The sequence below is a fragment of the Marinomonas sp. 63XJN7_7_ISO-PGPR-S23-202 genome, from assembly GCF_056173505.1.
Map to the genome: position 1 here is coordinate 4527501 of NZ_CM149677.1, position 21744 is coordinate 4549244.

Genomic DNA, 21744 nt, shown 5'->3' on the forward strand with positions numbered 1-21744 from the left:
TAAGAAACACACTTTCTGCACATTAATCATTCATTAACTCAGATTTTCGAGCAAAAAATGCTCAACCTCTCCGGTTAACAGCACTCTACCGTTCTTGTGCTCATCAGCGATTAATAAAAAAGGCCTCTAATCATGTCATTAGAGGCCTTACTTAACACTCAGTTTTTAGGCGTAAAACTTAACCCAACCACTTTCTGGCGTTTTGGAACAGACGCAACCAAGGCGCTTGCTCTTGCCAATCACTTGGGTGCCAGCTGTGTTGAACCGTACGGTAAACACGTTCTGGGTGAGGCATCATAATAGTGACACGGCCATCTTCAGAGGTTAACCCTGTCACACCTTGTGCCGAACCATTCGGGTTGAATGGGTAACGCTCAGTCGCTTGACCGTAGTTGTCCACATAACGAAGGGCAATTTGCGCAGAAGACGCTAAGGCTGCAATATCTTGTTCATCACGATATTCCGTTTGGCCTTCACCATGGGCCACAACGATCGGCATACGAGAACCTTCCATACCATCGAACAAAATAGAGTTGGATTTCTGAACTTCTACTTGTACAAGGCGCGCCTCGAACTGTGCTGATTGGTTACGGACAAATTTCGGCCAATGGTCTGTTCCAGGAATCAGTTCATGCAGATTCGACAACATCTGACAACCATTACACACCCCCAGAGAGAAGGTATCTGGACGGTTGAAGAAAGTTTCAAATTGCTCCCGAGCAACCTGATTGAAAAGAATAGACTTCGCCCAACCTTCACCGGCTCCCAATACATCACCGTAAGAGAAACCACCACAGGCCACCAAACCACTGAATTGATCCAGCGTAGTACGGCCAGACAAGATATCACTCATGTGAACATCTACAGGAGTGAAGCCCGCTTTATGGAAAGCCGCCGCCATTTCTACTTGACCGTTGACGCCTTGCTCACGCAATACGGCGATCTTTGGTTTCTTACCGGATGCAATAAAGGGCGCCGCCACATCAGCATTGATATCAAAAGAGAGATGCGCCGATAAGCCCGGATCGCTCTCATCCAACAAGCTATCGAACTCTTGTTGCGCGCAGTCTGGATTATCACGTAGCGCTTGAATACGGTAGCTGGTTTCTGACCAAACACGCTGCCAATTGACGCGTGTTTCTTCTAATACTGTTTCGCCGCCGAAACGCACTCGGATGGAATCGTCTCCCGATAAGGTTGCGATGGGAGTCACTGTGACACCCGCATTGGCATAAGCAGAGATCACCTCGGTCACATCAGACTCATTCACCTGAATAACCGCACCTAACTCCTCATTAAACAAAGCAGGAGCGACTTGCATACGATTGATAATAGTTTCATCCAGATCAATGTCCAAGCCCAGATGACTGGCAAATGACATTTCGACCAAGGTTGCAAACACACCACCATCAGAACGGTCGTGATAAGCCAACAATTTGCCTTCGGCGTTCAAAGCTTGTGTGGTATCGAAGAAGCCTGCTAAGGCCGCTGCATCATCAACGTCTGGCGCCTGCTGACCAAGCTTGTTATATACCTGAGCGATAACTGAACCACCAAGGCGATTTTTGCCAGCCCCTAAGTCCACCAGCAACAAACGGGTATCCGCTTTGTTTTGCAATTCAGGGGTTAATGTTTTGCGAACATCGGTCACTGGAGCAAAGGCAGAGATAACCAAGGAAAGTGGAGAGGTTACCGCTTTGTCTTTGCCATCTTCTTTCCATACCGTTTTCATGGACATGGAGTCTTTACCCACTGGAATGGCAATATCCAATGCAGGACATAACTCCATACCGACGGCTTTTACAGTTTGATAAAGTTTTTCATCTTCGCCTTCATGACCTGCCGCTGCCATCCAGTTTGCAGACAACTTAATATGGCTACGCTTGGTTATGTGTGCTGCCGCCAAGTTGGTCAGCGCTTCACCAACCGCCATGCGACCAGAGGCTGGTGCATCCAACAAAGCAACGGGGGTTCGTTCGCCCATGGTCATGGCTTCGCCAGTGTAGCTTTCAAGTGAAGACGTGGTGACCGCCACATCCGCTACAGGCACTTGCCATGGACCCACCATTTGATCACGCGCCACCATACCTGTGATCGAACGGTCACCAATGGTGATCAAGAAGTTCTTACTCGCAACGGTTGGCAAGCTCAAGACGCGGTTTGCTGCATCCGCTAGATCCACATCAATAGCAGTGAACTCATCACCCGCAATCACGGCTTTCGTCGCTTCGCGATGCATTTTAGGCGGTTTGCCAAATAGCACCGACATTGGCAAATCAACAGGCTTGTTATCGAAATGCTCATCCGCAACTTGCAGGTGCATTTCTTCTTTCGCGTCACCAACAATGGCAAAAGGACAGCGCTCACGCTCACAAATCGCCGTAAATTCTTCGATACGATCTGGAGAAACCGCCATAACATAACGCTCTTGCGATTCGTTACACCAGATTTCCAGTGGTGACATGCCTGGCTCGTCATTTAGCACTTTTCGTAGATCGAAATTACCGCCCCGCTCACCGTCTTTGACTAATTCTGGTAAGGCGTTTGACAAACCACCCGCTCCCACATCGTGGATAAAGCTGATTGGGTTCTTGTCACCCAACTGCCAGCAACGATCGATAACTTCCTGACAACGGCGTTCCATTTCTGGATTACCACGTTGTACAGAGGCAAAGTCCAGGTCTTCGTTTCCATCAGCTGATGCCATAGAAGACGCCGCGCCTCCGCCAAGGCCGATCAACATTGCAGGACCACCCAGCACGATTAACTTAGCGCCGACTTTGATCTCTTGTTTTTCAACGTGCTCACGACGAATATTACCGATACCACCCGCCAACATGATTGGCTTATGGTAACCACGCACTTCTTTTTGCGAAGCACCTTGGATTTCTTGTTCGTAAGTACGGAAATAACCCAATAGATTAGGACGACCAAACTCGTTGTTAAACGCTGCACCACCAATCGGCCCTTCGATCATAATGTCTAATGGCGTCACAATACGGGAAGGCTTGCCATATTGGCTTTCCCAAGGTTGTTCGTGACCTGGAATTTTCAGGTCAGATACCGTGTAGCCGCTCAAACCTGCCTTTGGTTTTGCGCCAACACCAGTTGCCCCTTCGTCACGAATCTCACCACCAGACCCCGTTGCCGCACCAGAGAATGGGGCTATCGCTGTTGGGTGGTTGTGGGTTTCCACCTTCATCAATATATCGATGTTTTCATGACTGAAATCGTATTCACGAGTCTCTGAAGATGGGAAGAAACGACCACCAAAGTGACCTTTCATCACAGCCGCATTGTCTTTGTATGCTGACAAGGTGCCATCTGGATTATGTTCGTGGGTGTTCTTAATCATTTTGAACAAAGAGCGTTCTTGCTCTTCGCCATCAATGGTCCAAGACGCATTAAAGATTTTATGACGACAGTGCTCTGAGTTTGCTTGGGCAAACATCATTAGCTCAACGTCAATTGGGTTACGACCTAGCTCCACAAAGGACTCAACTAGGTAATCAATTTCGTCTTCAGCCAATGCCAGCCCGAGCGTTTGGTTTGCCTCAACCAACGCAGCACGGCCACCACCTAACACATCCACACTTGTCATCGGTGCGGGTTCGGCATGAGAGAACAAGTTGGCCGCATCACTCAATGCAGGCAACACACTCTCTGTCATGCGGTCATGCAACATAGCAGACAATAGATCCAATTCTTCTGTCGCTAATGGCACAGAGCTGTGAATAAAGTATTCCACGCCACGCTCAACACGAGAGACCACGGCAAGGCCACAGTTATGAAGGATATCGGTTGCTTTGGATGACCAAGGTGAAATGGTGCCTAAACGTGGAACCACTAAAACACTTTGCTCAGATGAACTGACTTGGGAGGATTTAGGACCGTAGGCTAGAGCACGTTGCAGGACAGTTTGCTGCTCAACGGAAAGCGTTTGATCATCAGCCAGCTCCACGAAATGGAGAAATTGCGCATCGACATCAATAACAGATGGCACAGACGCTTGCATATTGGCTAATAACTTTGCTTTGCGAAACGCCGATAGCGCCGCGGAACCATGCAGGGTTAGCATGTTGTATGTTGCCTCACTTGGTAGTTTTGGGGAAATGGTGTGGGTATTTTAAAGCAAGGAGGCAAATAGAGGCTAGCATAGTATGACATTTCTACCGGAAATGAGGCAGAAATCCCTATAAATCGCGTTTGACCTGCTGCTTTAATTTCTTTTTTTGCTCTCGGCGGTACTGAAAAAACTGGGTTAATTGCATCGACGCCGCCTCCGCCAATACCCCCGAACAAACCTCTACTCGATGATTTAAAAAAGGGGCGTCAAAAAACTGCCCTTGGCTTTCCACTATCCCACTTTTGGGCTCAGTGGCGGCGTACACCACTCGCGCTACCCTTGAATGAATAATGGCACCAGCGCACATAGAACAAGGTTCTAAAGTGACATACAAAGTCGCGCCGGGAAGGCGATAATTATTCATCCGTCGACAAGCATCTCGAATCGCTTGAATTTCCGCGTGTGCGGTAGGATCGCATTGAGAAATAGGTGAGTTATAGCCTTCGCCGATGATTTCCCCATCCAACACAACAATGGCTCCAACTGGGATTTCACTTTCCAGCGCGGCTTTTTCGGCCAATAACAGTGCCTGTTGCATCCATATCTCATCATTCATTATATAATCGCCTTAAGATTGATCTTATTCATGGCAAACAAATTGCCTTTCGACGAGGCTTACACCAAACTAATTGATACTTTAAACAGAAAAATAGGGAGATCGACAACATGATGAAAGTCGCGGATTTGATGACAACTCAACTTGTCACACTAAAAGAGGACGACTCTTTGGCCACCGCCAAATCATTAATGCACAATAAAAACATTCGCAATCTACCCATTACGAATGATCTCGGAGAATGCATCGGCCTATTAACGCAACGAGAGTACCTGCGCCATGCCTTTTATTTGGTCAGCCAATTCGGGACGCAACAGCTCAATCACAAAGAAGAGCAAACGCCCGTTGCAAAAGCCATGAATACCGATATTTTAACCATCACCCCAACCACGGACCTTGATGTGGCGGCCGAGTTTTTTATCGAAAACAAATATGGCTGCCTCCCCGTCATTGAAAACGATAAACTGGTTGGTATTTTAACACCAGTTGACTTTGTTAGATTGGCCCATAGTTTACTCACCAAGAAAGACTAATAACAGCAAGCTTTGCACGACATGACAGAATGACAGACAAAACCAAGTGGAATAAGAAATAGACAACAAACATCATTTAAGCGTATTGAGTCTACTTTATTGCCGTACTGGGTCGTGCAAAGAATCCTAGCTGTTGACTTGAGCCTCTTCACCCTGAGATTTCTTGGCTTTGGATGGCGTACTCTCTATCTGTACATTCATCGCTTGAATCCCAAACTCTGTTGTCTCCAAAGTGAAGCTAACCTCTTGACCTTTACGTAAAGTCTTATGGCCCTCTGTCTGAATAGACTTATAGTGAACAAACACATCACTCTCGCCTACTCGTTTGATAAAACCAATGCCTTTGGAGTCATTAAACCACTTAACTTTCCCAATCACTCTTTCCACACTGAATTACCTCTACTACTTATTTTTATTTTTTTGAGACGACTCTTATTCTATTTAAGCCCTACACTATTGCAATTCAATAAGCATAGAAAAAGGCACCCAAAGGTGCCTTGCTATTCTTTATTTTGCCAATTATAAAGACTCAATACTGGCTTTTTGCTCTTCCAATTTACTGACCATCAGCTTCAAATCATCACACTTAGCGCGTTCTTTCGCCACCACCGCTTCTGGGGCTTTAGCCACAAAGCTCTCGTTAGATAGCTTGCCTTCTATGCGTTCAAGATCCTTAGCCGCTTTATCAATCTCTTTTTGCAAACGCGCAATTTCGGCATCCTTATCGATCAACCCCGCCATTGGCACTAACACTTCCATGTCCCCGACTAAAGCCGTTGCGGACATAGGCGCTTCATCGCCAGCGTTTAGCCAAGTGATGTTTTCCAGTTTTGCCAATTTTTGCAAGAAGGCCAAGTTCGCTTCAAGGCGGGCCTTGTCTTGCTCAGAACCATTGCGGAATAAAACATCTAACGGTTTAGATGGGGCAATATTCATTTCACCACGAATATTACGCACGCCTTCAATCACCCCTTTCAGCCATTCCACATCGGCTTCGGATTGAGCGTCTTTCTTAGCTTCGTCAGCTTCTGGGTAGGACGCTAACATAATGGTCTCACCTTCCACACTCGATAGCGGCGCAACACGTTGCCAGATTTCTTCCGTTAAAAATGGCATCATAGGGTGTGCTAAACGCAAGAAGGCTTCTAATACGCGAACCAAGGTACGACGAGTCCCTGTTAGCTGAGCTGGTGTTGCATTTTCATCCCAAAGTACCGGCTTAGACAGTTCCAAGTACCAGTCACAGTACTCATGCCACATGAATTCGTATAGAGCTTGTGCTGCCAAGTCATAACGATGGGTATCAAAAGCACGATTTACCGCCTCTTCAGCGTGCTGTAGACGAGAGATAATCCACTTATCAGCAAGAGACAATTCAACGTCCGCGCCATTTTGACCACAGTCTTGATCTTCTGTGTTCATCAGAACGTAACGGGTTGCGTTCCAAATTTTGTTACAGAAGTTTCGGTAACCTTCTAAACGATTTAGATCGAATTTAATATCACGACCACCGGATGCCAGTGAGCAAAGGGTAAAGCGCAAAGCGTCGGTACCATACGCCTGAATGCCTTCTGGGTAGGTTTCGCGGGTGTTCTTTTCGACTTTTTCAGCAAGACGCGGTTGCATCATGCCGTAGGTGCGCTTTTTCACCAAAGACTCGATATCAATACCGCCAATCAAATCCAATGGATCAATGACGTTACCTTTCGATTTAGACATCTTGTCACCGCGTTCATCACGGATCAGCCCAGTAATATACACGGTTTTGAAGGGTACCTTGTTGGTAAACTTCAAGGTCATCATGATCATTCTGGCCACCCAGAAGAAGATGATATCAAAACCGGTTACCAAGACATCGGATTCACTAAAGTCTTTAAAATCTTGTGTTTCTTCCGGCCAACCTTGTGTCGCGAAGGTCCAAAGTGCAGATGAGAACCAAGTATCTAGCACGTCTTCGTCTCGAGTCAGCTCAAGATCCGCCGCTAAACCATATTTAGCACGTACATCGTCTTCACTCATACCGACATAATGTTTGCCTTCAGCATCGTACCAAGCCGGAATTTGATGCCCCCACCAAAGCTGACGAGAGATACACCAATCTTGTAAATCACGCATCCAAGAAAAATAGGTGTTTTCCCACTGTTTGGGTACAAATTGAATGTCGCCGTTTTCAACCGCTTCAATAGCAGGTTTAGCAAGGGTCTCAACCGCCACATACCATTGTTGCGTCAAGTAAGGTTCGATCACTGTGTTACCACGCTCACCGCGTGGCACTTTCAACTTGTGATCGACTACTTTTTCAAGCAAGCCTAACCCATCAAAATCTTCTACCACCGCTTTACGCGCATCAAAACGATCCATCCCCCGGTATTTTTCTGGGACGATATCATTCATTTTCGCATCATCAGTAAAAATATTGATCAATGGCATATCATGACGTTTGCCCACTTCATAGTCATTAAAGTCATGGGCAGGTGTGATTTTTACACAGCCAGTACCAAATTCTTTATCAACGTATTCATCCGCCACAATTGGAATACGACGCCCAACCAAGGGTAAGTCAACAAATTTGCCCACCAAATCAGTAAAACGCTCATCATCGGGCGCCACCGCGACGGCCGCATCGCCAAAAATGGTTTCTGGTCGAGTTGTTGCCACCACAATATGATCTTTACCATCAGCGGTTTTCTCTCCATCGGCAAGCGGATAGCGGAAGTACCACATAAAGCCGTTTTCTTCTTCTGAGATGACTTCCAAATCGGAAATGGCCGTGTGTAAAACCGGGTCCCAGTTAACCAAGCGCTGACCACGGTAAATAATGCCTTCATCAAACAAACGTACAAACACTTCTTGAACTGCCGCCGACATACCAGAATCCATGGTGAAACGCTCTTTGTCCCACGCTACCGAATCCCCTAGGACACGCATCTGGTCAGAAATGGTACCGCCTGACTGCCCCTTCCACTCCCACACTTTTTCCAGGAACTTTTCACGACCCAGATCGTGGCGAGTGATGTTTTGTGCCGCGAGTTGTCGTTCGACCACCATCTGAGTGGCAATGCCTGCATGGTCACTACCTGGTTGCCACAAGGTACGTTTACCTTTCATACGCTCACGGCGAATCATGGCATCCATCAAAGAATGCTGAAACGCATGACCCATGTGCAGACTACCCGTGACATTAGGTGGTGGAATCATGATAGAAAAAGGCGCGCCGGAACCTTGAGGCGAGAAATATCCCTCTTCTTCCCAACGTTGATAAATAGGCTGTTCGATACTTTGAGGTTGGTAGGTTTTTTCCATTATGATGTCTTAAAGCTCTTATGTAGCGGTAAATGTAATTGGCGGATTATAACGTGTCATGGTCAGATAAAGAATAACCTGACTCATTTGAATAACAAGCTGTTTGAGGCTAGCAACCTCGTATCAGAAGTAAGAGTATCAGGCTAAGCCTTTATTTGCTGTTGGACACTCGCTCATTCACTATGTGCAACACCTCTTCTACTAACTCAGGCAAGCGTCTTTGCAACACTTCAGCCAACGCAATAGAGATTGCTTCTTGCAATTCAGATTGCTCACCCGCCGTTTGTTGCGACCTCTGGTGTTCTGACTCGTTTTGTGATGCAGGTTGTTGTGCTGGCGAAGAACCAGCAGCTACCTCGGGTGTGGTTAACACGGGAATGTCCGAATGGTCATCCTCTTGGTCAGTGTCAGCCGCTTGACGGCTCTCTTCCTCATGGTCAGCGTCTTGATCCTCTCTAAGATCCTCAGCCACCAGTTCTGCTAACCCCATCGGCTGTGGTGGCGTGTCAGCTAGCTGGGCCACCTCGTCATCGCTGACGTCAACATCCTCTTTGTCCGTCACGACATCCATCAGAATCGGAATATCATCTTGATTGCGTAACGCATCGATCAAGGTATTTTCATCCGGTTCCAATGTGCTTTCTTCATAATGAGCGGCTAATTCAGACATAAAACATCAACCAAAACTACATGAGTTCGTTAAGTTAAAAGGAGGATATTGATAAACCAACAGGCCAACAAAACGACCCGACACATCGGTTAACTTTCGCATCCTCGAAAATAAATGTCTACCCTATATTGGCGCCGCAAACCGAGTTCCCACCTTTTCTCTTCCTCTGAGTAGTCTAAAGCTTTCCTATCTCCTTCATTCTTTTATAAAAAAAGCAGTGACGACCAATCGCAACTGCTTTTTTCTCAACCTGCTCGACGGACTAAACAACAGACCAAATCGAAAGGTGACCTTATTAGAGTATTTTCAATTACTGTGTTTTCGACAATAAATAGCGTGTCAGCAAGGCAACTGGACGACCGCTTGCCCCTTTTGCCGCGCCACCAGTCCATGCCGTACCAGCGATATCCAAGTGCGCCCAAGGGTAAGATTCGGTAAAGCGAGACAAGAAGCATGCGGCCGTTACTGAGCCCGCTTCAGGGCCACCAATATTGGCGATGTCGGCGAAGTTGCTATCAAGCTGTTGCTGATATTCTTCGTCCAGTGGCATTTGCCAGATTTTATCCGCGGCAATTTGGCTGGCAGCTTTCAATTCAGAAGCAACCGCCTCATCGTTTGCATACATTCCAGAGTTCACACCACCCAACGCTACGACACACGCACCCGTCAAAGTGGCAATATCCACTACCGATTGTGGTTTAAAGCGTTCAATGTAAGTCAACGCATCACACAATACCAAACGCCCTTCGGCATCGGTATTCAAGATTTCAACCGTTTTACCCGACATGGTTTTGACAATATCGCCAGGTTTAGTCGCGCGTGCACTTGGCATATTTTCAGCCGCCGCAATAACCGCCGTAAAATTCAGCTTAGGCTTCAACTCACAAATTGCCTTCATGGTACCGAAAACACTGGCCGCACCACACATGTCGTACTTCATCTCGTCCATTTTAGGACCAGGTTTCAAAGAAATACCACCTGTATCGAAGGTAATTCCTTTACCTAACAATACGTGAGGTGCTTCGTCTTCTGCACCACCACGATAATGCATAACAATCAAATAGCTAGGCTGATCACTACCACGACCGACAGACAGCATACAATGCATGCCTAGCTCATCCATCTTGGTTTCGTCTAGTAACTCAACCTCAACACCGTATTCTTCACCCAACATTTGCGCTTTTGACGCAAGATAGTTTGGTGTACAAACATTGCCTGGTAGGTTACCCAATTGACGAGTAAAAGCCGACCCTGCCGCTGTGGCCACACCAATGGCAAGAGCCGCTTCATCACTGCCTTCGACCATCAAGGTTTCCACCTTTGACGTTTTCTCAGCATCATCTTGTTTAAAGCCAAGGAAGTTATAAAAGCCTTCGTTTAACCATTGCGCGACCAATGCAACGGTTTCCCCTGCAGAACGACCTTTAAATTCTAATGCAGCGTTTGCCACTGCGACTGTCGCATAAGGCAAAGACTTGATTTGTGACGCAATAGCTGCCACAACTTTGCGTGCTTGCATATCACTTAATGGCGCGTTTTTGCCCACGCCCACTAATAAAACGGCTTGAGAAAAGTCGGCGGACAGGCTTGGCAATAATAACGTCTGAGCCAAACTGCCTTTAAAAACACCACTTTCACGTAGTGATGTAATTTGGCCGTCAGAATTCGCATCAACCCAAGCGCTTGATTCCGCTAATTCTCCCTCACTGGGAACGAAAGCTACTAACAAATCCGCTTGAACATTAGACAAGCGATCAAATAAAACCGTATTCATGAAAGATTCCTTAAAATAACTTTGCAAAAAAAACTGGATAATCTTCTTCTTAGCACGAGATAATGGGGGCCTTTAATTTGTATTCAACTCTGCACAAAGAAAGCACTACCCAACTGAGGTGACTTTGAGATTATTTAGATACTTGGCGAAAGAAGTGTTGATGTCAACTGCTGGCGTGACTTTCATTTTGCTTATCGTCATCCTGAGCGGCCAGTTCGTCAACTACTTAAGTCGTACGACGGATGGCAAGATGACCTTCAAATTCTTATTTATCATTCTTGGCTACCACACACCTAGCTTTATACAAATGATTTTGCCTTTGGCCTTTTTCCTTTCTCTGCTATTGGCATTTGGTCGGTTATACATAGAAAATGAAATGTCAGTGTTGTTTTCCTGCGGAATAAGCAAACTCAAACTGGCGTCATATACTCTTGGCATCGCCCTGATTGTTGGCCTAATGAGCGCAGCACTGAACTTTTGGCTAGCGCCAACCAGTGAATACAATTCGGAAAAAGCCTCTCAAGAGCAAGACCAACTATCCGCCTATGACTTTCTACAACCTGGACGCTTTCAAGGCTATGGGCAACGTACCACTTATATTGATAGTTTTACCAAAAAAGAAGGCTGGATGAATCAAATATTTTTATCCAGCCTAACGCGTAAAAATAACATCAATGTCCCCACCATATTGATGGCCAACTACGCAGAAGAAATAAAAATGAAAAGCAATAAAGGACTGGACTACCTTGTCTTTAAGAATGGCACTCGATATGAAGGCATCCCCGGCACCGCCAACTACCGTGTTACCAAATTTGACACCTATGCCATGCGCCTAAAGCAAAATGCCCCTCAAGCCATTACCGACCCAACAACGCGCAGCACTTTATACTTATTAAAAAGTAACGTTCCCGAAGACATAGCTGAGCTGCAATGGCGCATCTCACTCGTCATTATGATCCCTATTCTCGCCATCATCGGGCTCTCGCTTAGTCAAGTGAATCCACGGCAAGGACGTTTTTTCAAAATGATGCCAGCCATCATTCTAATGATTTTCTACATTGCCCTTCTCATTTGGGGTCGTACGGCTCTTGAAAAAGGCGCTATCCCCATTGATTATGGATTATGGTGGATACATGGCATATTTGCACTCATTGCCATCGGCCTCTTTCTTCAATACAACCAGGTATTTTTTCGCCGTAAAGCCAGACTACCGGCATCCAATCAAAGCAACTCAGGCACAAATGAGCCAACTTCATGAATAAGATAGACAGATACATTGCTACTAGCGTTTTATGGGCTTTTTTAATCGTCATATTTGTACTGCTTGGACTGGATTACGCCCTGACATTTATCGATAAGATTAAACAGGTTGATGACCATTACCCTATTTCTGCCCTGCTGCAAGTACTGTTTTTTCGCCTACCGGGGAAGCTTGCACAATACATTCCTATCGCCTCCTTGATCGGCACACTAATGGGACTCGGTGCACTTGCCTCAACATCAGAACTAACCGTCATGCGCGCGGCTGGCTTGCCCATCTGGCGTATAGGGTTGGCGGCTTGCCAGCCCATCTTGCTGGTATCATTGATCGGTTTGGCCATTTCTGAATACGTCGCGCCCGTTGCCGAACAAAAAGCCAATTTAATCGAACAAATCCGTGACCAACAAGACACCAACTTCGCGCTAACAGGTGGGGTATGGCTTAAAGCCGATAAAAAATTCGTCTACATTAACGCGGCTGATAACACCGGAAAACTGTATGGCCTTATTATCTACACCCCCGAAAATGAAACCTTGAAACGGGTCATCCGAGCCGATACCGCAACTCACAAAGCGGGTAATAAATGGATTCTACATAATGTCCGCGAAACGCTGTTTTTCCCGGATCATACCAAAGCCAAGTCCTTTAAAACCATGGACTGGAGCGTCAGCATTAAACCTGAACACTTGTTCTTAGCCTCACAGGACCCTGACTCGTTGTCGCTCTCACAGCTATCAAACTATAAAAACTATCTGGAAGCGCAACATCAAGACGCCTCCCAGTACGCTTTGGAGTTCTGGCAAAAAGCACTACGACCATTAGGCTCGCTTGCTTTAGTACTGGTCGCCTTATCCAGCGTATTCGGTCCACTACGCTCATCCACTATGGGAGGGCGCATTTTTTCAGGGGTGATGATCGGATTAGCGTTCCAGAATGGCTTAAACCTCTTTGGGCAAATGAGCGTGGCCGCCCACTTCCCTCCTGTCATCGGCGTCAGCATTCCGATTGTGCTTTGCACCCTGGCTGCACTCTATTTAATGCGACGCAAAGGCTAATAAAGCGAGACAAAGGCCAATGAAAAAGGGTTAAATCCCCCACGACTAGGTCCAATCAAATGGCTAGGATTGCATGAAACGTTCAATCCTAGCGATGGCTTCTACCAACCTTTCTTCCTCGCAAGTATAAGCAAAACGCACATATTGGTGCGCATTCGCTATACCAAAATCCGCTCCCGGTGTTAATGCCACATATTCTTGCTCTAAAAGCTGTAGACACCACGTCATCGCATCTGAGGTGACTGATGACACATCAACGAACACATAGAATGCACCTTGAGCCGGTGTCACAACAGGTAGTCCAATGCGTTCCAGACCTTTCAGCAATGTCAGTCGACGCTGATTTAATTGCACTCGACGAGCTTCACATTCGGCCAATACTTTCTCATCAAAGGCTTGCAGAGCAGCGTATTGCGACATGGAGGGGGCACAGATAAAAAGATTTTGCGCTAGCTTTGTCGCCCCTTCAATCGCCCACTCTGGCACCACCATCCAACCTAATCGCCACCCTGTCATGGCAAAATACTTAGAAAAGCTATTGATAACAAAGAGGTTATCGTCCACCGATAAAGCGGTAAAATCGTCCCCATCATAAACAAGTCCCTGATAAATCTCATCGACCAACAGGTGTCCACCCAGGTTCTTCACTGCCTGCCAAGCTTTCTCTACATAGGCACGACTCAATACCGCACCTGTTGGATTAGCAGGCGAAGCCAACCACAAACCAGCGGTCGTCGATGACCAATATTGCGCTAGCTTATCCAGATCAATCTTAAATTCGTTGTCTGGTGAGGTTTCTATCAGTTTCGCTCTCCCCCCAGCTTGCAGTAAAAAATGACGATTGCAGGGATAACAAGGGTCCGGCATGATCACCTCATCCCCCTCGTTTACCATTAAAGACGCCATAAGCAACAAAGCACCCGACGCACCAGGCGTGACGATAATACGCTCGGGGGACACAGATACCTTGTAACGAGAAGAATAATAACGGCTAATCGACTGTTTTAGTTCTGGCAATCCTGTTGCTGAGGTATAGCCAGTTCGTGCCTGTTGAATGGCTCGCACTCCCGCTTCGCTCACCGCACTCGGGGCGACAAAGTCTGGCTCACCCACCTCAAGGTGAATCACATCGTGACCATTCGCTTGAAGTTGTTTGGCTTTATCCAGAACAGCCATAACCTGAAAAGGTGCGATTTCACTGACTCGACGCGCTAATTGACCCTGCTTCATTGATGTTTTCCTAACTCCGTTACATATTTTCATGAAAATTTGAGCAAAAAATGTGGTTAATAGTAAAATTATCTGGTAAGTTTCCGCCCGAAAAATAAACCACCTAATCTTTTTTAGTTTACAGGTTACCACACAAGGTCACCTGCGAAATGAGGCTATGCGTATGCCAAATACGAACCCGGAATCTTTAATGAAAGAATTCACCCCTTACGTTGCTAAGGAAGGTGAAGAATACATGAACGAGAACCAGTTGGCGCATTTTAAAAGCATACTGCTCAATTGGAAACAAGGCCTAATGGAAGAGGTTGACCGCACCGTGCATCACCTCAAAGAGGAAGCGGTTAACTATGCGGATCCTAATGACAGAGCAAGCCAAGAAGAAGAGTTTAGCTTAGAGTTGCGCGCTCGTGATCGTGAACGCAAGTTGGTCAAAAAGATCTCTCAGACCATTGAACGCATTAACGAAGATGATTACGGATTCTGCGATGAATGTGGTATCGAAATCGGTATTCGCCGATTAGAGGCTCGTCCAACCGCCACCTTATGCATCGACTGTAAAACATTGGCCGAAATCAAAGAGAAACAAATCGGCGGCTAAGCCAATGCTATCGTGTTACCGAGGCCGTTTTGCACCATCGCCAACCGGCCCGCTTCACTTTGGCTCGTTGTTATGCGCTGTCGCCAGTTACCTGGACGCCCGACAGCACAATGGCACTTGGCTCATCCGCATGGAAGATGTGGATGGCGTGCGTTGCAAACCCGAGTATGCAGAGCAGATTCTTGCCACCTTAAAAAGTTATCAGCTGATCTCTGATGAACCCGTTCGCTTTCAACTCCCTCACTCCGCTCTCTACGAGTACTACTTAGACCAACTTAAGCAACAAAATCGCGTCTTCCCCTGCAATTGTACCCGTCAATCCCTAGCTGAGCACCAAGGCCAACACCCTGACATTTGCCAAAGCACGACCAATAAGCCACATTCTTGGCGCCTAAAAACACAGAATGATGTGTACCGTTGTCACGATGCTATCCAAGGCACCTTAGTATTTGAACAAGACCTGACGGGCAACCACCCCATTCTCAAACGCAAAGACGGCTACTTTTCGTATCAACTTGCCGTGGTGATCGACGATCACTTGCAAGGCATCACTCATTTGGTACGTGGCGCGGACTTAATCGACACCACGGCTCAGCAATTGTACCTGTTCGACTTATTCGGCTGGCCGCCTCCTAAACTTTGTCACATTCCCTTAATTGTGAATGAGCAGCAAGAAAAAATCAGCAAGCAAAACCACGCCAAAGCGATTCCAAATGGCGACTTAGCGACGTTAAAGCGCGTTATGCATTACCTAGACATTCAAACCGATCACGCCACCAGCATTCAAGAAACGCTAATACAGGCCATTCCCCAATGGTCGCCCAACTCTCTCAGCAAACAACGTCTCATGACCTTACAAGCCAAAGACACTCACTTCCTCTAACCTTCCTTCACTGTCTTATAGGCCCAGTCAATCTATCACTCTCATAGGTTTATTTTTTGCTATTCAAGGAATGTCGAGTGTGTATAATCGTTGCACTGGTTACAAGAGGTGACATAATGCATCACATAATGATAATAAGTCCTGATCATTCGCCGCTAAAAGAAGCAGACAAATGGCTGTCTCGCTATGGTTTTCAAGTCAACCTAAGCCACTCGTTTGAACAGGCTCACAAATTTTATGAACTGAAAGACTTTGATCTTCTACTTGTGGATAACGATTGCCTTGTCAAGGCAACGCCACAGCAATTGGATAACACCCCTCCAAGGATTGTATTGGACACCAAGCCGGGTCTTAATATCGCGGTACAAACCATGTCATTAGGGGCCAAGTATTACTTACCCCTGCCAACGGATTCTGAAACCTTGCTAAAGCATGTCATCGACGCACTGGAAAACACCCAGGGCCAAGCTGACGTCGCAAGCGAAAGAAACCAAGAAACTAAACCAACCAAAGAAGCACCACTGCTTTTTGCACGTTCAGAGCAAGAAGAGCAATCCATGCGATTGGGCTATGAAGACAGCACCATCATTGGCCGCTGCCCACCGATGGAAGAGCTTTTTAGCGACATACGAAAAGTGGCCAGCACGGATGTCACCGTATTAATTCGTGGTGAATCGGGTACTGGTAAAGAACTGGTTGCCAAGGCCCTCCATGATTTAAGCAAACGTAACAACAAGCCACTGATCAGCGTAAACTGCGCTGCCATACCAGAAAACCTTATCGAATCAGAACTCTTTGGTCATGAAAAAGGCGCCTTTACGGGGGCTTCCAGCGCCCGAGACGGCCTGATTTATGCCGCTGATCATGGCACCCTATTTTTAGACGAGATCGGCGAGCTGCCTCTTGAGGCCCAAGCCAGATTATTACGCGTACTACAGGAAGGGGAAATCCGCCGGGTTGGTGCCGTTCAAGCGACTAAAGTGGATATCCGGTTGATCACAGCAACACACCGAGATTTAATGGACATGGTTCGACGCAGACAATTTCGTGAGGATTTATACTACCGTCTGTACGTCATGGAACTGATTATTCCGCCTCTTAGAGAACGGGGCGATGACATCTCTATGATTGCCAAAAACCTATTGGAAAAAGCCTGTAAAAAGCACAACCGCCCCCTATTGGCCTACAACAAAAGCTTTGATAAAGCGATTCGTGCCCATCATTGGCCTGGTAACGTTCGTGAACTCGAAAATGCCATTGAACGAGCCGTCATATTAAGCCCGGCCAACAAAGTCGAAGCGGCGAACTTGAAGATTTCCTCGCGGCACACCAGCCTAGCGGCCAGTCACGCACAGCAGATTGAAAAGGCTCAGGAGGAAGCACACTCATCAATGACACCATCGACGGGCACCACCCTAGATGATTACTTTAAACACTTTGTTCTCTCGCACCAACATAAAATGACAGAAACTCAACTTGCACATTCTTTGGGCATATCTAGAAAAAGCCTGTGGGAAAGAAGACAAAAGCTTGGCATACCCAGACAGGTAACAGAAAATAAGTAACACTTGATACCAAAATACACATAAAAAAATATAATTTTTGCAAGAAATACGTATAGAAAAAACATAAAACTTAATAAATTCAATGGATTATAATTTTTGGCACAACTCGTGCTCTATATAGATCACAACGATAATAAGATTGACGAAGAATAAAAATAAGTTAATCAGTCGTCGTATGTTCTTGACAATAAAAATAAAAAACAAGAATGCCGTAGCCTCTTAAAATAAAAATAAAAATTTGAGGCTATGGGTGGAAAATCGCTTTGGATAATTGATTTTTTTAGATATATAAGCCTTCGGGCAATGAAAACATTGCAATAATAAAAATAAAACCTGAGTAGAACTGCTGAAGCAGCACCCACTTTGTTTTCGGAACTAGTATCTTCATGTATCCAAAGCGATTATTTTATTTTCGGGGTTCACCCGATAAATTGCTCGCCTTTCTGTTCTATCTATATCATATTCGCTCAATCCAGATACTCTATTATCCGTGTAACTTTCGCCTCACACGTGTAGAATACAGTTTTTGTTAACTTAAAATTTGTTGTCCAATGCTTACAGGATTAAAATCTCTGGTACGTAAAGCCACTTCACTGCTTACCCCTAAAACGGAGCAGACTTACCCCATCATCATTCCACGCAGCGACCATAGTCTGTCTCGTCAGAACTTAAGTCCCAATGCCGTGAAAGTTTTGTATCGCTTGAACAAAGCGGGGTTTGAGGCCTACCTTGTTGGCGGCTGTATCCGCGACCATTTAATCGGCGTTATCCCAAAAGATTTTGATGTGGTCACCAATGCCACACCGGAAGAAGTCAATGATCTATTCTCGAACTCTCGTTTGATTGGACGACGCTTTCGATTGGTTCATGTGACATTTGGCCGCGAGATCATTGAAGTATCGACTTTTAGAGCAAACAGCGCTCAAGACGATGACACTTTCCAAAAAAACAAACCTCAAGACTCTCTCAAAGGCAAAGATTCTGCCCGCTCAGCCCATGGTATTGTGCTACGTGACAATGTCTATGGCAGCATCGAAGAAGATGCAGAACGCCGCGACTTTACCTTTAACGCCTTGTATTACAATGTCAAAGATTTCAGTATTCACGATTATTGTGGCGGCTTGGCAGACATTGAGAGCCAACAAATCCGTATCATTGGTGATCCTCGTCAACGCTATCAAGAAGATCCCGTGCGTATGTTACGAGCGATCCGCTTTGCTGGAAAGCTAAACTTTGAAATAGAAGAAGAGACTGCCGCCCCCATAAAAGAAATGGCGCATTTGCTAGACCATATCCCCCCTGCTCGCCTGTTTGAAGAAGTTTTAAAGCTCCTTGGGAGCGGTAATGGGGTCAAAACCTTCCATTTGCTCAGACAGTATGGCCTGTTTAAATACCTATTCCCTGATACGGAAGCACTGTTACAAAGTGGTTGGAAACGAGAAGATATTGACCCAATGGCCTTCATTCTGCAAGGCTTAGAAAATACCGATAAGCGCATCCAAAGCGGTAAAACCACTGCCCCTTATTTCTTATACGCTATTATGCTATGGCCGAGTGTGTCACTGCGTCATGAAGAATTTCAAACGCAAGGTATGCCAGCCACACCAGCGCTTCATCAAGCAGCCAGCATGGTCCTAGACAATCAAGTCGCTTCTACTGCCATCCCAAGACGCTTCTCTACACCCATGCGTGAAATCTGGGACCTGCAATTCCGCTTACCTAAACGCTATGGTAAACGCGCTTTTATCCTACTTGAACATCCACGCTTTCGTGCCGCCTTTGATTTCTTGTTAATCCGCGAATTAAGTGGCACAAAATTGGGCGGCCTGGGCGCTTGGTGGGAAGCTTTCCAGTTCGCCAATGAACAAGAGCAAAGAGACTTAGTGAGAAGCATCGATGCTCGCGCTAACGATAAAGAAGCGGCCAAAAAACGCCGTCCTCGCCATCGTAGAAAAAGCAACGCACCACGTCGAGAAGCATCAAACGAATAAGAACAAGAGGTAGCCTTTGTGACACTTGCTTATATTGGATTGGGTAGCAACCTTGAAACCCCCGTGACACAAATAAAAAGTGCTATATCGGCTTTAAAAGCACACCCTGAACTGCAACAGCTGCGGGTTTCATCACTGTATTCCAGCAAACCCGTTGGACCTCAAGATCAACCCGATTATGTGAACGCTGTTGCCTCCTTTCATACCAATCTCTCGCCGATCGCCTTATTAGATGCATTACAAAGCATAGAACAGGCACACCATAGAATTCGAGAACGCCACTGGGGTCCGAGAACACTGGATCTTGACTTACTGTTATTTGGCGATGAACATATTCAACTCCCTCGCCTTACGGTTCCCCACCCTTATATGCTAGAAAGAGGGTTTGTCATCCGTCCTCTGATGGATCTGGCCCCAGAGTTGCGCCTTACCAACGGACACACCGTTAAGGAGCATGTACACCAACTTGATACCAGCGACCTGGTGTCTATTGATGAAGAAGAATAGACTATGTACTCAGATAACTCTCAAAGAAAGCTTACTAAGCCTGTCACCTTATCGACGCTTAAAAAAATGAAAGCGGATAAAGAGAAAATCACCTGCCTAACATGCTATGACGCCTCATTTACTAATGTGATGAACGCTGCGGGCGTGGAAACCATCTTGATCGGGGATTCCCTAGGCATGGTTGTACAAGGTCAAGACAGCACCTTACCCGTTACCATCGAAGACATGTGCTATCACACAGCAGCAGTTAAGCGCGGTAACACTAATGCGCTCATTATTACCGACATGCCTTTTATGAGTTACAGCGACCCTAAACAAGCCTTGGATAACGCCGCCAAGCTAATGCAAGCGGGCGCGCATATGGTCAAACTAGAAGGCGGCAGCTGGTTAGCAGAAACCATACAACTGTTGAGCCAACGGGGCATTCCTGTCTGCGCACATTTAGGCCTTACCCCTCAGTCCGTACATAAGTTTGGTGGTTACCGAGTGCAAGGCAAAGGCCAGGAAGCCGCAGACCTTTTGTTAGCCGATTCTTTGGCTTTAGTGGAAGCGGGGGCTGACTTATTTGTTTATGAATGTATTCCTACTGAGCTGGGCAAGACATTAACTGAAGCCGTCCCAGTGCCTACTATTGGCATTGGCGCTGGACACCATACTGATGGCCAAGTCTTAGTCATGCACGATATGCTTGGCGTCAATCTAGGCCATACACCAAAATTCGTAAAAAACTTTTTAATTGACGGTCGCAATGTGACACAAGCCTTTGAAGCCTTCGTACAAGAAGTCAAAGACGTTACTTTTCCAGGACCTGAGCACGGATTTAAATCATGAAAACATTCCATACGGTTGTCGAGCTTCGCGCTGCACTCAAAATAGAACGTCTGAAAGACAAAAGTATCGCGTTTGTCCCAACCATGGGCAACCTGCATGACGGTCACATGTCACTGATTCGCAAAGCGAAAGAAGAAGGGGACATCATTGTCTCGTCCATCTTCGTCAATCCAATGCAGTTTTCGGATCAAAGCGATTTAGAACGCTATCCAAAAACCTTGGAAGAAGACAAGCGCGTTCTTGAAGCCAATGGCTGCCATTACTTGTTTGCGCCAGACGCATTAGAAATGTACCCAGATGGCAAACGCAGCCAAACTCAAATTGAAGTCGTCGGCATTTCCGATATTCTTTGTGGCGCGTCCCGTCCAGGACACTTTGTTGGTGTTTCCACAGTCGTAACAAAATTGTTTAATATTGTTCAGCCAGACTGTGCCATATTTGGTAACAAAGACTTTCAACAATTAAAAGTCATTGAGGACATGGTGCGCGACCTAAGCTCTAACGTGCGCATTATAGGCGTCGATACCGCGCGCAATGAAGATGGCCTTGCCATGAGTTCGCGTAACGGCTATCTAACAGAAGAAGAAAGACGCATTGCCCCCACAATATACCAAACTCTGTTGTGGGCAAAAGATGCGCTAATAACAAACCGTGCGAGTCACGAGGACATCTGTGAACAAGCTCAACAGAAGCTTGAAGCAGCTGGTTTCCGTCGTGATTATTTTGAAATACGCGCACAAGATACTTTACAAACACCGTCAGAAGAAGAGAAGCGCCTAGTCATTTTGACTGCGGCATACCTAGGCAAAGCACGCCTGATTGATAACTTGCGTGTAGAACTGGCCTAATTCACTTTGAGAC

Annotated in this window: 17 protein-coding genes; 10 read left to right on the top strand and 7 right to left on the bottom strand. The window is 46.3% G+C overall.

The features are described 5' to 3' along the window. Positions 1 to 178 precede the first annotated feature (178 nt). Positions 179 to 4078 (bottom strand): phosphoribosylformylglycinamidine synthase, encoded by a 3900-nt coding sequence (gene purL, locus AC0VYG_RS20850; protein ID WP_475429801.1) that lies wholly within the window; start codon positions 4076 to 4078, stop codon positions 179 to 181. A gap of 115 nt (positions 4079 to 4193) precedes the next feature. Continuing rightward, positions 4194 to 4682, bottom strand: a complete 489-nt coding sequence (gene tadA / locus AC0VYG_RS20855) for a tRNA adenosine(34) deaminase TadA (RefSeq protein WP_475429802.1) — start codon at positions 4680 to 4682, stop codon at positions 4194 to 4196. Between the two features lie 110 nt (positions 4683 to 4792). Here tadA and AC0VYG_RS20860 point away from each other — a divergent pair, with 110 nt between their 5' ends. Continuing rightward, complete coding sequence (locus tag AC0VYG_RS20860) at positions 4793 to 5215, top strand: CBS domain-containing protein (protein WP_475429803.1); 423 nt, start codon at positions 4793 to 4795, stop codon at positions 5213 to 5215. A 126-nt stretch (positions 5216 to 5341) separates the two neighbouring features. Here the strand turns inward: AC0VYG_RS20860 and AC0VYG_RS20865 are convergent, their stop codons facing one another. The 4 genes from AC0VYG_RS20865 to AC0VYG_RS20880 all read right to left on the bottom strand — a co-directional run bounded on the left by AC0VYG_RS20865 (position 5342) and on the right by AC0VYG_RS20880 (position 10962). Continuing rightward, the gene (locus tag AC0VYG_RS20865; protein WP_475429804.1) at positions 5342 to 5602 is read right to left on the bottom strand and encodes a cold-shock protein; all 261 of its coding nucleotides are present in this window, start codon (positions 5600 to 5602) and stop codon (positions 5342 to 5344) included. Positions 5603 to 5734: 132 nt separating this feature from the next. Further along, entirely contained in the window at positions 5735 to 8518 is a 2784-nt protein-coding gene (locus AC0VYG_RS20870; RefSeq protein WP_475429805.1) for a valine--tRNA ligase, read from the bottom strand. A 151-nt stretch (positions 8519 to 8669) separates the two neighbouring features. Then, a complete protein-coding gene (locus AC0VYG_RS20875; protein WP_475429806.1) occupies positions 8670 to 9188 on the bottom strand; it encodes a hypothetical protein in 519 nt (172 codons plus the stop codon). A 310-nt stretch (positions 9189 to 9498) separates the two neighbouring features. Next, complete coding sequence (locus AC0VYG_RS20880) at positions 9499 to 10962, bottom strand: leucyl aminopeptidase (protein WP_475429807.1); 1464 nt, start codon at positions 10960 to 10962, stop codon at positions 9499 to 9501. A gap of 118 nt (positions 10963 to 11080) precedes the next feature. Here AC0VYG_RS20880 and lptF point away from each other — a divergent pair, with 118 nt between their 5' ends. Both lptF and lptG read left to right on the top strand, forming a co-directional pair. Next, the gene (lptF, locus tag AC0VYG_RS20885; RefSeq protein ID WP_475429808.1) at positions 11081 to 12220 is read left to right on the top strand and encodes an LPS export ABC transporter permease LptF; all 1140 of its coding nucleotides are present in this window, start codon (positions 11081 to 11083) and stop codon (positions 12218 to 12220) included. After that, on the top strand, positions 12217 to 13278 hold the full coding sequence (lptG, locus tag AC0VYG_RS20890) for an LPS export ABC transporter permease LptG (protein ID WP_475429809.1): 1062 nt from the start codon (positions 12217 to 12219) through the stop codon (positions 13276 to 13278). The genes lptF and lptG overlap by 4 nt, the downstream gene beginning before the upstream one ends. A gap of 63 nt (positions 13279 to 13341) precedes the next feature. On the opposite strand, the gene AC0VYG_RS20895 is transcribed toward lptG, so the two are convergent. After that, positions 13342 to 14508: an aminotransferase class I/II-fold pyridoxal phosphate-dependent enzyme gene (locus AC0VYG_RS20895; RefSeq protein WP_475429810.1), complete on the bottom strand. Its 1167-nt coding sequence runs from the start codon at positions 14506 to 14508 to the stop codon at positions 13342 to 13344. 163 nt (positions 14509 to 14671) lie between these two features. Here AC0VYG_RS20895 and dksA point away from each other — a divergent pair, with 163 nt between their 5' ends. The 7 genes from dksA to panC all read left to right on the top strand — a co-directional run bounded on the left by dksA (position 14672) and on the right by panC (position 21731). Beyond that, a complete protein-coding gene (gene dksA, locus AC0VYG_RS20900) occupies positions 14672 to 15106 on the top strand; it encodes an RNA polymerase-binding protein DksA (protein ID WP_067020367.1) in 435 nt (144 codons plus the stop codon). A 4-nt stretch (positions 15107 to 15110) separates the two neighbouring features. Next, complete coding sequence (gluQRS, locus tag AC0VYG_RS20905; RefSeq protein WP_475429811.1) at positions 15111 to 15989, top strand: tRNA glutamyl-Q(34) synthetase GluQRS; 879 nt, start codon at positions 15111 to 15113, stop codon at positions 15987 to 15989. 116 nt (positions 15990 to 16105) lie between these two features. After that, positions 16106 to 17554 (top strand): sigma-54-dependent transcriptional regulator, encoded by a 1449-nt coding sequence (locus AC0VYG_RS20910; RefSeq protein WP_475429812.1) that lies wholly within the window; start codon positions 16106 to 16108, stop codon positions 17552 to 17554. 551 nt (positions 17555 to 18105) lie between these two features. Continuing rightward, the gene (pcnB, locus tag AC0VYG_RS20915) at positions 18106 to 19545 is read left to right on the top strand and encodes a polynucleotide adenylyltransferase PcnB (RefSeq protein WP_475429813.1); all 1440 of its coding nucleotides are present in this window, start codon (positions 18106 to 18108) and stop codon (positions 19543 to 19545) included. 18 nt (positions 19546 to 19563) lie between these two features. Then, complete coding sequence (folK, locus tag AC0VYG_RS20920; RefSeq protein WP_475429814.1) at positions 19564 to 20052, top strand: 2-amino-4-hydroxy-6-hydroxymethyldihydropteridine diphosphokinase; 489 nt, start codon at positions 19564 to 19566, stop codon at positions 20050 to 20052. A 3-nt stretch (positions 20053 to 20055) separates the two neighbouring features. Further along, positions 20056 to 20883: a 3-methyl-2-oxobutanoate hydroxymethyltransferase gene (gene panB / locus AC0VYG_RS20925; protein ID WP_475429815.1), complete on the top strand. Its 828-nt coding sequence runs from the start codon at positions 20056 to 20058 to the stop codon at positions 20881 to 20883. Continuing rightward, complete coding sequence (panC, locus tag AC0VYG_RS20930) at positions 20880 to 21731, top strand: pantoate--beta-alanine ligase (protein ID WP_475429816.1); 852 nt, start codon at positions 20880 to 20882, stop codon at positions 21729 to 21731. The genes panB and panC overlap by 4 nt, the downstream gene beginning before the upstream one ends. The last annotated feature ends 13 nt before the right edge of the window (positions 21732 to 21744 follow it).